This is a genomic window from Idiomarina rhizosphaerae, from assembly GCF_024159085.1.
In the GTDB taxonomy this organism is placed as follows: Bacteria; Pseudomonadota; Gammaproteobacteria; order Enterobacterales; family Alteromonadaceae; genus Idiomarina; species Idiomarina rhizosphaerae.
This window is the reverse complement of the sequence record NZ_JAMZDE010000006.1, coordinates 330,110-343,867: the sequence shown is the minus strand read 5'-3', so window position 1 is coordinate 343,867 and position 13,758 is coordinate 330,110. Positions and strand designations below refer to the sequence as shown.

Annotated in this window: 13 protein-coding genes; 7 read left to right on the top strand and 6 right to left on the bottom strand. The window is 48.1% G+C overall.

The genetic code is table 11. The features are described 5' to 3' along the window. Positions 1-135: 135 nt before the first annotated feature. The 6 genes from NJR55_RS07280 to NJR55_RS07255 are packed head-to-tail and all read right to left on the bottom strand — an operon-like array spanning position 136 to position 4,180. Positions 136-1,095 carry a hypothetical protein gene (locus NJR55_RS07280; RefSeq protein ID WP_253619166.1) on the bottom strand — a complete coding sequence of 320 codons (960 nt, stop codon included), beginning with the start codon at positions 1,093-1,095 and terminating at the stop codon, positions 136-138. 21 nt (positions 1,096-1,116) lie between these two features. Next, on the bottom strand, positions 1,117-1,407 hold the full coding sequence (locus tag NJR55_RS07275) for a hypothetical protein (RefSeq protein ID WP_034822093.1): 291 nt from the start codon (positions 1,405-1,407) through the stop codon (positions 1,117-1,119). Between the two features lie 37 nt (positions 1,408-1,444). Then, positions 1,445-1,879 (bottom strand): Holliday junction resolvase RuvX, encoded by a 435-nt coding sequence (ruvX, locus tag NJR55_RS07270; RefSeq protein ID WP_253619164.1) that lies wholly within the window; start codon positions 1,877-1,879, stop codon positions 1,445-1,447. Then, positions 1,876-2,433 (bottom strand): YqgE/AlgH family protein, encoded by a 558-nt coding sequence (locus NJR55_RS07265; protein ID WP_253619162.1) that lies wholly within the window; start codon positions 2,431-2,433, stop codon positions 1,876-1,878. Before NJR55_RS07265 ends, ruvX begins: the two co-directional genes overlap by 4 nt. 60 nt (positions 2,434-2,493) lie before the next feature. Next, entirely contained in the window at positions 2,494-3,438 is a 945-nt protein-coding gene (gene gshB, locus NJR55_RS07260; RefSeq protein WP_110014378.1) for a glutathione synthase, read from the bottom strand. Between the two features lie 10 nt (positions 3,439-3,448). Continuing rightward, the gene (locus NJR55_RS07255) at positions 3,449-4,180 is read right to left on the bottom strand and encodes a 16S rRNA (uracil(1498)-N(3))-methyltransferase (RefSeq protein ID WP_253619160.1); all 732 of its coding nucleotides are present in this window, start codon (positions 4,178-4,180) and stop codon (positions 3,449-3,451) included. Positions 4,181-4,295: 115 nt separating this feature from the next. Between NJR55_RS07255 and metK the strand changes: the two genes are divergently transcribed. The 7 genes from metK to NJR55_RS07220 all read left to right on the top strand — a co-directional run bounded on the left by metK (position 4,296) and on the right by NJR55_RS07220 (position 13,718). Beyond that, positions 4,296-5,441 carry a methionine adenosyltransferase gene (metK, locus tag NJR55_RS07250; protein WP_011235442.1) on the top strand — a complete coding sequence of 382 codons (1,146 nt, stop codon included), beginning with the start codon at positions 4,296-4,298 and terminating at the stop codon, positions 5,439-5,441. A gap of 91 nt (positions 5,442-5,532) precedes the next feature. Beyond that, positions 5,533-7,533, top strand: a complete 2,001-nt coding sequence (gene tkt / locus NJR55_RS07245; protein WP_253619159.1) for a transketolase — start codon at positions 5,533-5,535, stop codon at positions 7,531-7,533. Continuing rightward, positions 7,534-8,559 (top strand): erythrose-4-phosphate dehydrogenase, encoded by a 1,026-nt coding sequence (gene epd, locus NJR55_RS07240; RefSeq protein WP_253619157.1) that lies wholly within the window; start codon positions 7,534-7,536, stop codon positions 8,557-8,559. It begins immediately after the preceding gene. An 18-nt stretch (positions 8,560-8,577) separates the two neighbouring features. Next, a complete protein-coding gene (locus NJR55_RS07235; protein ID WP_253619154.1) occupies positions 8,578-9,759 on the top strand; it encodes a phosphoglycerate kinase in 1,182 nt (393 codons plus the stop codon). Positions 9,760-9,789: 30 nt separating this feature from the next. After that, positions 9,790-10,854: a class II fructose-bisphosphate aldolase gene (gene fba / locus NJR55_RS07230; protein ID WP_034822116.1), complete on the top strand. Its 1,065-nt coding sequence runs from the start codon at positions 9,790-9,792 to the stop codon at positions 10,852-10,854. A gap of 100 nt (positions 10,855-10,954) precedes the next feature. Next, positions 10,955-11,677, top strand: coding sequence for a DUF481 domain-containing protein (locus tag NJR55_RS07225; protein WP_253619152.1), 723 nt, complete (start codon positions 10,955-10,957; stop codon positions 11,675-11,677). A gap of 118 nt (positions 11,678-11,795) precedes the next feature. Next, positions 11,796-13,718, top strand: coding sequence for a methyl-accepting chemotaxis protein (locus tag NJR55_RS07220; protein ID WP_253619150.1), 1,923 nt, complete (start codon positions 11,796-11,798; stop codon positions 13,716-13,718). Positions 13,719-13,758 lie beyond the last annotated feature (40 nt).

Here is a 13,758-nt window from a genome sequence, read left to right as displayed (position 1 = left end):
AATGGGGTAACCGCGGTAACCTCGGGGCTGACTTACATCGTTGAGCGGTTTAAAGACTATCCGGGCAGCGCCACCATCAACTTAAACGGCGTAGTGCGTAGTCCACTCGCAAAATTTGCGGAAGAGCACTTGTAGTCAGTTGAGTGGTACCACTGTGTACTGCTGAGTTTCTATCTGAAATTTAGTCTTTTCGCTAACCTGGCCCATCGGCATTGCCGCGGGGCCAGTTACATCAACCAGCACGTAGTTATTCCCTTGGTGTTTAACTGCCGTATCCCCGGGTTGCCTGCTAATAGCAATGCCAAAAACTGCGTGCTCAGGTAAATAAATAATCGCCATTTTTGGCGTTTCGATAATTTGCGTTATAACCGAGGTCATTAAGGTGACTTTGCTGTCGCAGTCCCCCTGATTGTAATAAAGCAGCTGGTTCGGAGGGACAAAACCATCACCCCGGCTATCCAGTTTGTTGTTTAAGTCGTTGTAGGGTATTTGCTGAATAAAACTGGCGACATAGTTGATGTAATTTCGTTGAGTATTCGTACCCAGCTGTTCACCAATAGCCTGTATTAACGGCCTTAGAGTTGGAGTAACTTCATTGGCTATCGCAGGATGGTCGGGAATAATACCTTGCTCTCCGGGAGGCAGGGTCAACTGACGGTAGAAGTTTGCATTCAGATAGTTGTCCCAACGCTCATGGTAGTAGTCACGTAAACGCCTTTTGTAGTCGTTAAACTGTTGCTGCTTTTGTGCTGTTCTGGCGTTTGCCGTAACTAACTCAACGGACTGCTGGCGCGGGGTTAAACGAGCCTGAATGCCTTGCCATTGCTGTTGCTTTATATAACGGTTGAGTTGATGTGCCAGTTCACGCTGACTGCGTTCACGATTAAACCCGCGGTAACGTTTTAGTGGCTGTAGGAACTCTTTTTTATCAACCTGGAAACTGAATGACTGTTGACGGTCATCGAAATCGCGCCACTGGTAAGAAAAAACGAGTTGTTCGTTATCGGTTTCATTAAGCTGGAAAAAGTTTTGGCTGTAGGCGACAGAGGGGATGACAAAGAGTAACCAGACAACAGCACAGAGTTTATGTGTCATTCTGGCTACTCCCGTTAATTTCTAGAACTTCATTTCTGTAATAGGACTGTCTTCGAATTTAAGGTCAACTTGATACTCGACGCCACCGGCACGAACAAAAAAGTAGGTTTTATCTTTTTTAAAGACTTCCTGCAGAGTCACAATCCGGAAACCCGGGCGACGCTCAGCCGACATGTCCGTTAATTCTACAGAGCCGCGCGAAACCAATATGTTTTGGTAACGAGGACCAGTAATTAAAAGCAGTTTTTTATTTTCGTCTTTCAGTAAAATGGTGTTACCGGTTACTGAATAGGGTTCTTCATTACCAAACAAGGCCAGCTCCTATCGCTTTAACTTATTACTGACGACACTATAACGAATTATCGCTTTTTGGCAAATAACCGTTCATAAAATCTTCAACAATAATTAATGCAGCCTGACTATCAACCGCACCTTTTTTCAGTTTACGAAAACCACCTTCAGCAAACAGGCTTTCTCGTGCCGAGGTCGAAGTCAGCCGTTCGTCCTGAAATGCCACGGGTAAACCGAAGCGTCCACGTAACCGGTTACCAAATTTTTTAGCTCTTTGAGTTAGCGGCTGTTCGGTGCCATCCATATTTAAGGGCAGACCCACCACTAACTGTTCGGGTTGCCATTCGGCAAACAGTTTCTCAATCAGTTGCCAGTCGGGAATGCCTTCTTTGGCTTTAAGAGCTGCTAAGGGCGATGCGGTTGCTGTTATGGTCTGGCCCACCGCAACGCCAATACTTTTGGTGCCAAAATCAAAGCCTATTACTGTGCTCATGCGTGTCCTACATCCGGCCCCAGTTGCCACACGTCAAACCCCAGTTGCTCGGTGGCTTTTTGCCAACGCTCGGAAGGTGGAGTATTGAATAGCAGCTCCGGGTCTGCCGGAATAGCCAGCCAGGAATTTTCCCCCAGCTCCTCTTCCAGTTGTCCGGCTTCCCAGCCTGCGTAGCCTAAAGTCAGAAGAAACTGAGGTGGCGCAGCAGATGAGCCAAGCGCTTCCAGAATATCACGCGAGGTGGTCACCATAATATCGTCACTCATCTTCTGGCTGGCGCGCCAATTGTCCTGTGGAGGGTGGATCACAAAGCCACGTTCACGGCCTACAGGTCCGCCCTGGTAAACGTTGCCCTGTAAGTGCTGGTTATTTTCCGGGTAAACAATTTCCAGTTTATCCAGTAGCGAGGTCACGCTTAAATCGGCAGGCTGATTAATAACTAAGCCCATAGCGCCTTCTTCATTGTGCTCGCAGATGTAGGTCACGGTCCGTTTAAACATTGGATCGTTCAGCATAGGTGTTGCTATCAATAAATGGTTCTGCAAACTGTTCATCGATTCACCGACTCCTTAACGATAATCTTTACTGATAACATGGGGGCGCATAGTTGAATTTCAATTCAGCTTTTCTTCTATGGCTTTAAAGACCAACTCAGCAATATTAATGTCATAGGCGTTTTCAATTTCGCGCATACAGGTTGGGCTGGTCACATTAATTTCTGTAATGCGGTCACCAATAACGTCCAGTCCAACAATAATGAGCCCACGTTTTTTCAATTCCGGTGCGACTTTACGAGCCAGAGCCCAGTCACTGTCCGACAAAGGCTGAGCGCGCCCGCTGCCACCGGCTGCCAGGTTGCCGCGAGTTTCCCCGGCGCTGGGAATACGTGCTAAAGAATAAGGCACAGGCTCACCATCAATAATTAAAATGCGCTTGTCGCCGTCTTTAATCTCTGGCAAGTACTTTTGTACCATGGCGTAGCGCTGGCCCTTTTCGGTCAGAGTTTCAATAATAACGCCTAAGTTACTGCCATCGGCACCGACTTTGAAAATTGAAGCGCCACCCATACCGTCCAGCGGTTTTAAAATCACCTCACCATGCTTTTTATGGAAAGCTTTAATGACATCCGCTCTGGAACTCACCAGAGTGTCGGCAATAGAATCCGCGAACCACGAGGTAAAGAGTTTTTCGTTGCAGTCACGCAGGCTCTGCGGTTTATTCACCACCAGGCTACCGCGTTGCTCGGCCAGTTCCAGAATTTGCGTGGCGTATAAAAACTCGCTGTCAAACGGTGGATCTTTACGCATCATAATGACGTCAAAATCTTCAAGCGGCCGGTATTCACTGTCGCTTAGGCTGTAAAAGTCCGTTTTTTGATCTTGAACGCGAACTTCCCGTGCAAAGGCCATTGGCTGACCGTTATCAATAACTAAGTCGCCCATTTCCAGATAAAAACACTGATAACCACGCGCCTGAGCTTCCAGCAATAAACGAAAACTGGTGTCTTTTTCGGTCTTAACGGTGGCGATAGGATCCATCACCATAGCTAACTTCTTCATGTAAACTCCTTTAGCTTAAGTCGCCAAACTGGTACTGCACGGCGGTTAGCGCTGAAAGCGCGGCGGTCTCTGTTCGTAGTATTCTTGGTCCTAAACGCATGGGTTTAAACCCTTGTTGCTCGGCGGCACTGACTTCAGTATCAGTGAATCCGCCCTCTGGACCAATCAATAATTGTATTCCCTTCTCGGCCTGCTGAAATGACGACAACGGCTGGGTGGCGGTTGGGTCTAACGTTAGGCGCAACCCTTCGAAGTCGCTTTCAATAAAGCCAGTGAGTTGCTGTGCTGGATTCACTTGTGGAACCACGCTACGGCCACATTGCTCGCAGGCAGAATGGACAATTTTCTGCCATTGCAGCTGTTTCTTCTCCAGCCTGTCGCCACTTAATTTAACACCGCAGCGCTCACTGAACAGCGGGGTAATTTCGGTTACCCCCAGTTCTACCGACTTTTGCAGTACAAAGTCCATACGGTCACCGCGCGAAACAACTTGTGCTAAATGAACATTGACCGATGACTCAGATGCGTTAGCCTGACTGTTGGTTGCAACAAATTGCGCGGATTTTTTTTGAACTGAGGTAATTTTCGCCTCGTAGTTCTGACCGTCACCGTTAAATAAAACAATGCTATCACCTACGTTCAAACGCAATACTTTGATCAGGTGCTGGAAAGCATCCGGACTCAATTCGGTTTCAGTTTGTAAGCTTATAGAGGCGGGGTGATAAATCCGCGGTACTCGCATGTCGTCAGCCTTATTCGGACTTTTAGACGTCCAGAAGTAGAAAAAAACAGAGTGATCGGTTACATTATGCAACCAGTATTAAACGATTTCATTAAAATTAAGGAATAGTGGGCATATGTCACGTCACCTGTTTACCTCAGAGTCAGTGTCCGAAGGGCATCCGGACAAAATTGCCGACCAGATATCCGATGCAGTTTTAGATGCAATTTTAGCAAAAGATCCTAAAGCCCGTGTTGCTTGTGAAACCTACGTGAAAACCGGCATGGTACTGGTTGGTGGTGAAATTTCGACAAAGGCCTGGGTTGATGTTGAAGACTTGGCGCGTCAAACCGTAAAAGATATTGGCTACCGGCACTCTGACATGGGCTTTGATGGTGCGTCCTGTGCTGTGTTAAACGCTATTGGTAAGCAAAGCGGTGATATCAATCAGGGCGTTGACCGTGCTAACCCGGAAGAGCAGGGCGCAGGTGATCAGGGCTTAATGTTTGGTTATGCTTCAAACGAAACCTCCGTTTTAATGCCGGCTCCTATTACTTACGCCCACCGCGTTATGCAGCGTCAGTCGGAAGTACGCAATAACGGTACACTGGACTGGTTGCGTCCGGACGCGAAAAGTCAGCTGACCTTCGTTTATGAAAACGGTAAGCCGGTGGCCATTGATACCGTCGTGCTCTCCACTCAGCACAGAGAAGATATTACTCAGGAAACGCTGCGCGAAGCGGTGATGGAAGAAATTATCAAGCCTGTATTGCCGGAGCAGTGGGTTTCAAAAGACACACAGTTTCACATTAACCCAACCGGTCGTTTCGTGGTCGGCGGGCCTATGGGTGACTGCGGGCTGACCGGGCGTAAGATTATTGTTGATACCTATGGCGGCATGGCTCGTCATGGCGGCGGCGCCTTTTCGGGTAAAGACCCGTCAAAAGTTGACCGCAGTGCAGCTTATGCCGCGCGTTATGTTGCTAAGAACCTGGTCGCTGCTGGTCTGGCTGAACGTTGTGAACTGCAAATTTCTTACGCTATTGGTGTGGCAGAGCCAACCTCTATCAGCATCGATACCTTCGGTACGTCGAAGCACTCAGAAGAGCAATTAATTGCGCTGGTGCGTCGTCATTTTGACTTGCGCCCATACGGATTAATCAAAATGCTTGACCTGGAACGCCCAATCTATAAACAGACAGCGGCATACGGGCATTTTGGCCGGGACAACTTGCCGTGGGAACAAACCGACAAAGCTGCCGATTTACAGGCTGATATTTAAACAAAATATTGCCTATAAATTTGCTTGTACCCCCTGAAATGTGGAGAATACGCGCATCGCAAGTTGCTCTTCATCTTCCAGGGGGTTTTTCATGTCAGAACGTCAATATCTCGCCAATGCTATCCGTGCGCTTAGTATGGATGCGGTTCAGAAAGCCAAATCAGGCCACCCCGGAGCACCCATGGGTATGGCAGATATTGCCGAAGTTCTCTGGCGTGACTACCTAAAACATAACCCTCACAACCCCAGCTGGGCTGACCGCGACCGTTTTGTGTTATCGAACGGACACGGGTCAATGCTAATTTACTCGCTATTGCACCTGTCCGGTTATGACCTGAGCATTGAAGACATTAAGCAGTTCCGTCAGTTAGACTCAAAAACCCCGGGTCACCCTGAATACGGCTATACCCCTGGTGTAGAAACTACAACCGGGCCGCTGGGACAAGGACTTGCAAATGCCGTAGGTATGGCGCTGGCTGAGAAAGTACTGGCTGCGCAATTTAACCGCGACAACCATGAAATTGTTGATCACCACACCTACACTTTCCTGGGCGACGGCTGTTTGATGGAAGGCATTTCGCACGAAGTTTGCTCTCTGGCCGGCACTTTAGGCTTAGGTAAGCTCATTGCCTTTTACGATGACAACGGCATTTCCATTGACGGAGAAGTGGAAGGCTGGTTTACCGACGATACCGCAAAACGTTTTGAGTCTTACGGCTGGCACGTAATTAATAAAGTTGATGGACACGATTCAGCTGCCATAACCCGTGCGATTGATGAAGCCCGTGCGAATGGAGACAAACCGACTCTTATTATCTGTAAAACCGTAATTGGCTATGGCGCACCGAACAAACAAGGTTCTGAGAGCTGCCATGGTGCCCCGCTGGGTGACGACGAAATTGCTGCTGCGCGTAAGCAACTGAACTGGCCACACCAAGCCTTTGAAGTACCGGCAGACGTATACCAAAAATGGTCTGCGGTGGATAAAGGTGCAGCGGTAGAGTCCTCCTGGAATAAGCGCTGGGTGGCGTATGAGCAGGAGTATCCGCAACTGGCAAAAGAATTGAAGCGCCGTTTAAATGGCGAACTGCCGGAAGGGTTTGAGAATACTGTGCATAACTACGCGAAGCAGTTACAGAGCAGCCCTGAAGCGGTAGCAACTCGTAAAGCCTCACTGAATGTACTGAATGAGTTTGGTCCTAAATTACCTGAGCTGTTGGGTGGCTCTGCCGACCTGGCCGGTTCTAACCTAACCTTATGGAACGACGCAAAAGGCATTACTGCCGACGACGCTAGTGGTAACTATGTGTTCTACGGTGTTCGTGAATTTGGTATGTCTGCCATTATGAACGGTGTGACTTTACACGGCGGCTTTAAAGCCTACGGCGCTACCTTTTTAATGTTTATGGAATACGCACGCAACGCCGTGCGTATGTCAGCGCTTATGAAGCAGCCCAGTATTTTTGTTTACACTCACGACTCTATAGGCTTGGGTGAAGACGGGCCGACGCACCAGCCTGTCGAGCAACTGGCTAACTTACGTCAGACACCAAACCTGCAGTGCTGGCGTCCGTGCGACCAGGTTGAAACAGCCGTAGCCTGGGGAGCCGCAGTACAAAGCAGTAAAACCCCATCGGCGTTAGTGTTCAGCCGTCAGGGCATGCAACAGCAAGAGCGCAATGACGACCAGTTAACGAACATTGCCCGCGGTGGTTATGTGCTGAAAGATTGTGACGGCGAGCCGGACGTTATTCTAATTGCTACGGGATCTGAAGTTGATTTAGCCGTTAACGCCTTTGAGCAACTGACTGATCAGGGTCATAACGTACGCGTTGTTTCTATGCCATCGACCAACGTGTTTGATATTCAGGATAATGAATACAAAGAGTCGGTGTTGCCATCCAGCGTTACGCGTCGAGTTGCCGTTGAAGCTGGTATTGCCGACTTCTGGTACAAATATGTTGGCCTTAACGGTGAAGTCGTTGGCATGACAACCTTTGGTGAATCTGCTCCGGCCGGCGACTTATACAAACACTTTGGCATTACCACAGAAAATACCGTGGCTGCCGCTAAACGTTTGTTGGGAGCTTAAATGAGCGAACCGGCTCGTATTGCGATTAATGGTTTCGGCCGCATTGGCCGAAGCTTTTTGCGCGCGCTGTACGAAAACGGCTATCGTGACAGTGTGCAGGTAGTGCTTATTAACGAGCCTGCGGCATCGGAAGCGATAGCGCATTTGCTTAAATACGACTCAAGCCACGGTCGCTTTGGAGAAAAAGTAACGCAGTCGGGTGATGCGCTGACGGTTGCCGGAGATGATATTGCTTTAACTCACCAGACTGAGATTGAAGCCATTGACTGGCGCGCTCATGAGGTTGATTTTGTTGTTGATTGTACCGGTGTATTTGGCAGTCAGGCCGACGGTCAGCTTTATCTGCAACAAGGCGTAAAACGTGTGCTGTTTTCTCATCCCGGCAAGCCGGACGTTGATTTCACCGCAATTTACGGTGTGAATGAAAAAGAGCTCACCGTTGACCATAAAGTGGTATCGAACGGCTCCTGCACAACAAACTGCATTGTACCGGTCATTAAAGTACTGGACGATGCTTTCGGAATAGACTCCGGTGCGATTACAACCATTCACTCGGCTATGCACGACCAGCAGGTTATTGATGCATACCATCCGGATTTAAGACGAACCCGCGCCGCCGGACGTTCTATTATTCCTGTAGACACCCGGCTGGCACGAGGCATTGAACGAATACTGCCGCACTTAGAAGGCCGTTTTGAAGCCATTGCCGTGCGCGTGCCAACCACCAATGTGACCGCTATGGATTTAAGCGTTACGCTAAACAGCGACGCCACTATTGAGCAGATAAACCAGGTTTTACGTGAGCAGAGCGAGCAGCAGCTGGCGGGCATACTGGATTACACCGAAGAGCCTTTAGTCTCAATAGATTTTAACCATGATCCACATTCATCCATTGTTGATGGCACGCAAACCCGCGTTAGTCATAAGCGACTGGTTAAGCTGTTATGCTGGTGTGATAACGAATGGGGTTTTGCGAACCGGTTGCTGGATACAGCAAAAACGATGGCTGAACAAACAGAACATTAAGCTTAGAGAGGATATCGCATGTCTGTCATTGCTATGACTGATTTGGATTTAAATAACAAACGCGTACTGATTCGGGAAGATTTAAACGTTCCGGTTAAGAATGGGAAAGTGACATCCGATGCGCGTTTAAAAGCCGCACTGCCCAGCATTCAGCAAGCGTTGAAAGCTGGCGCTAAAGTCATGGTAATGTCTCACCTTGGCCGTCCAACCGAAGGTGAGTACGATGAGCAGTTTTCGTTGCAACCCGTTGTTGATTACTTGCAAGAGGCGCTGGATTGCCCGGTGCGCTTATGTAAAGACTACCTCGACGGTATTGAATTAAAGGCCGGAGAACTGGTAGTTTTTGAAAATGTCCGCTTTAATGTTGGCGAAAAGAAGAATAACGACGAGCTTGCTAAAAAATTAGCCAGCTTATGTGATGTCTATGTAATGGACGCGTTTGGTACCGCGCATCGCGCTCAGGCATCCACTCATGGTGTGGCTAAATACGCCCCCGTTGCCTGCGCAGGGCCTTTGCTGGCTGGTGAATTAGAAGCTTTAGGTAAGGCTCTGGAAAATCCGAAGCGCCCGCTAGTGGCTATTGTCGGTGGTTCTAAAGTATCGACAAAACTGACGGTATTAGAGTCTTTGTCCGTTGTTGTTGACCAGTTAATTGTGGGCGGCGGTATTGCTAACACTTTTGTTGCGGCAGCAGGCCATAATGTGGGTAAGTCGCTTTACGAAGCGGACTTAACCGACGAAGCTAACCGTTTAATGGCGCAGGCAAAAGCTAAAGGCGGCGACATTCCATTACCTGTCGATGTAGTAACAGGTAAAGAGTTCAGCGCAGAAGCCAAGGCAGAAACTAAAGCCGTGAATGCTGTTGCTGACGACGATATGATTTTTGATATTGGTCCTGAAACCGCAGAGCAATTAGCGTCTATGCTGAAAAACGCAGGAACCATTGTCTGGAACGGGCCGGTTGGTGTTTTTGAATTTGAGCAGTTTGGGCATGGTACAAAAACCATAGCCGAAGCGATTGCGCAAAGCGATGCGTTCTCTATTGCCGGAGGTGGCGACACCCTGGCAGCAATTGATCAATACGCTATCGCTGATAAGATTAGTTATATCTCGACAGGTGGCGGGGCGTTCCTTGAATTCCTCGAAGGTAAAACATTACCAGCCGTTGCTATTTTACAAGAACGGGCTAAAGACGCCTGAACACAAGTTTTTTAATTAAGGAGTATTTTTATGGCCCTGGTGTCATTACGACAGTTACTAGACCATGCCGCAGAACACGATTACGGCGTACCGGCGTTTAACGTCAACAACTTAGAGCAAATGCGCGCAATTATGCAAGCCGCCGATGCCACTGACAGCCCGGTTATCGTGCAGGCCTCAGCTGGTGCTCGTAAGTACGCCGGAGCACCTTTCCTGCGCCACTTAATTCAGGCTGCGGTTGAAGAATGGCCTCATATTCCGGTGGTTGTTCATCAGGATCACGGTACTTCGCCAGCGGTATGTCAGCGTTCTATTCAACTGGGCTTTAGCTCGGTAATGATGGACGGCTCATTGCTGGACGATGGCAAAACGCCTGCAGAGTACGATTACAATGTAAAAGTAACCAGACAGACCGTAGAAATGGCCCACGCTTGTGGTGTTTCTGTGGAAGGTGAACTGGGTTGTCTGGGGTCACTGGAAACCGGTGAAGCTGGCGAAGAAGACGGTGTTGGCGCCGAAGGCAAGTTGTCGCACGAACAGCTACTGACCGACCCTGAAGAAGCGGCTGAATTTGTTAAAGCAACGAATGTTGACGCGCTGGCAATTGCCTGCGGTACGTCACACGGTGCTTACAAGTTTACTCGTCCGCCAACAGGCGATATTTTAGCCATTGACCGCATTAAAGAGATTCATCGTCGCATTCCGGGTACACACTTAGTTATGCATGGCTCATCATCTGTACCGCAGGAATGGCTGAAAATTATTAACGAATTTGGCGGCGAAATTCCGGAAACCTATGGTGTACCGGTTGAACAAATTCAGGAAGGTATCAAACACGGCGTTCGCAAAGTGAACATTGATACCGATTTACGTTTGGCTTCAACGGGTGCTATTCGTCGTCATTTGGCCGAGAATCCGTCAAACTTTGATCCGCGCAAATTCTTTACCGCGGCAACTAAAGCGATGGAAGACATTTGTCGCGCGCGCTATGAAGCCTTTGGTTGTGCGGGTATGGCGAGTAAAATAAAGCCAATTAATTTAGAAACAATGTTTCAGCGTTACGAAAACGGCGAATTAGACGCCATAGTTAAGTAATTAAGAACTTTATAAAAGATACAGATACGAGGTTAGTGTGCGACTTTCTTTATTATTCGCTAGTTTGTTTTTACCCGTTGTAGCAAGTGCGCAAACGTTTATGTTTGACGATGCTGACGACATTGATACTGAAACCGTAGAAGAGTGGGAAGCCAGCGCCGAATTCGGCCTGCTTTACACCTCAGGTAACACTGAAACAGAAAGTCTGAAAGGCAAGTTTACCGCATCGCGGGACGTGCAGAACTGGCGCCATAAAGGCGTATTCGATTATTACACCTCGGAGCAGAAAGATCAGGATACAGGTGAAATGAACGAAACTGCAGACCGGATGTTCATTTCGGCGCAGAGTAACTATAAGTTTGCACCTGATAGCCGCGATTCATTATTTGTCTTCGGTTCCTATGAAGAAGATGAATTCAGTGGTTTTAACTATCAGGCTACTGTCGCAACGGGTTATGGTGCTCGTTATCGTTATGATCAAGACATTTACGCCGACTATGAAATTGGTCCCGGTTATTCACGCACCAAACCTGTGCAGGTTGAAGGTGAGCCGCCGGTTGAATCCGATGGCTCAATGATTCTGCGTGTAGCTGGTAGCTTAAACTGGAAAATCAGTGAAAACTCACGTTTCAGCGCCTTACTTTCTTCTGAAGTTGGTGAAGACAATACGAAGAGTAAAGCCGAGTTGTCAGTCTCAGCGAACATCAACAGTTCGCTGGCTATGAAGGTGTCACTGGGAGCAAATCATAACTCTCAGGTTGCTGATGAAACTATCGAGAAACTTGATACTGAAACAGCTGTTACGCTGGTTTATTCTTTCTAAGAAAACTTAGCGCTATACCTCAGAAAACCTCAGAGCCGTGGCAATTGCCGCGGCTTTTTTCATTAAGCTGTCACAAAACCGTCTTAAGCTAGCCCCGTGATATCAACTGGGCTTATTTATGCGCGTTTCAACTTTTAGTCGTGTCTCTTCTTTTTCTTTGCTGGGTTTGTCGTTAGTTTTTTTGTCAGCTCTTATCTGGGCTAATAATCAATTAAAGCATTTTGAACAGCAGCAGAATATTTACTCATCGATAAAAGAGAAACTGATGGTTGAAGTAGTCACTGAGCTCAGTGGTTATCTGCAATCGGGTAATGCGCTTTTATTGAATCAAGCCGAGGCCTCGGTGAATGAGGTGAACGCCCAGCTTGGTACACTGAATTTAGCCTCCACTTCGGTTATGCAAGAACAACTGGATATCATCCGCAGCCGAATTTCTGATGACTACCGCGCCATAGGTAAACTTTCTGGTCAGGAGGCTGCTCTGCTGGTAAATGCCGAGCGGTCTCTATTCAACGAGTTGTCGCGTTTGTTTGACTACGTGCAAAAAGGCAGCAGCAATAACCCGGCGGCTGCCGAACGTTATCAAAGTATCGGTAGCGACTTAGTGTTATTAATTGCTGACCTGGTGCATACGCGGGAACGTTTATCCAACGGGGAAGCGCAGGAGCAGGCATTAGAGCAAGTGCTTAGCGCGATGCAAAAAGAAATATCCCGGTTGCAGCAGTTACCCAAGCTGGGTGTAAAAGAAGAGCTTCCCGACCAGTCAATGATGCTTGTGCCAAGAGAAGCCAAAGAGTTGGGTCCGAAAATTATTTCAGAAATGAACAGCTTAATTCAGCGATACCCAAAAGAGCTGTCCTCTACATTACAGCTTATTCAGTCGAGACGTGAAGCCTTTGCTTCAATTTCCGATGACATTGCCAACATTCAATCGCTGGCCGTAAAAGTAGAACAGAGCCTCTTGAAAGACCAGCAAGCCAGCCTGATGCAGATAAAGCTGAGTCTTGTGGCTTTGGTGGCGGTGCTATTGGTGTTTGCCATACTGAACTTTGTGTTACTCAAACGCATGGTTCTGACCCCTCTGCGAAGCTTACGCAATGCCATGGAAACTTTACTGGTTAAGCAGGAACTCAACTATTTACCTAACGCCGATCGAGACACCGAGATGGCGGAGATTGCCCGGTTCTTTAACGGCATACTCGAGCAGACTCAGCTTCGCGACGAAGAAAAGTCCCAGCAAATGACTGTGGTCAACGAAGCCCTGAAGCGAGTAATACAAGAGCTGCAACACATTGTGCAATCCTCTGCCAACACGCAGTCATCTGCATCGGTCACTATTCACGGTATTACCGAGCTGAGTGAGTTAACCGACGAGTTAAATCAGTGCACTCGTACCCTGGAAAAGAATGCACTGGATACTCAAGATTCAATGAAACAGAGCCGTCAGCATATTCTTAAATTAAGAGATGCCTCAGAGCTGAATGAAAAAGCCATAGAAACAGCCAAACGCTCCGCCGAAGAGTTGGATCACTCGGTAAAAGAGGTAAAAGACGCGCTCTCCATTATCTCAGGCATTGCCGACCAGACCAATTTGCTGGCGCTGAATGCCGCCATTGAAGCTGCCAGAGCGGGTGAGCAGGGCCGTGGTTTTGCGGTGGTGGCTGATGAAGTCCGGCAGCTGGCGCAGAAAACACAGTCCTCTCTTGGTGGCATTAATGACTCTCTGAATCAGCTGACGGAGGCATCGCTTTCTATTGAAAGTGGCTACCAGGAAATTGCCGAAGCAAGTCATTCGCAACAGCAATTCGTTGAACGCCTGGTGGAAACTGCAAATGAGGTTTCTGCTCAGGCGCAGGCTTCAACCGAAGAAGCTAAAACGTCATTCCGGTTGGCGGAACAGCAGACAGACAAAGTGAACGGATTCTCAGTGCAGTTACAGCAATTAGTAAACGAAATGGACAACGCACACCAGTTGTTAAGACAAGTAGAAGCTGAGGTGGATACTCAGCGAACTCAAATAGAACGGGCGTTCAGTGAGTGATGAATTAATCAAATCTTACGGTTCCCTTTACCTTTAGATT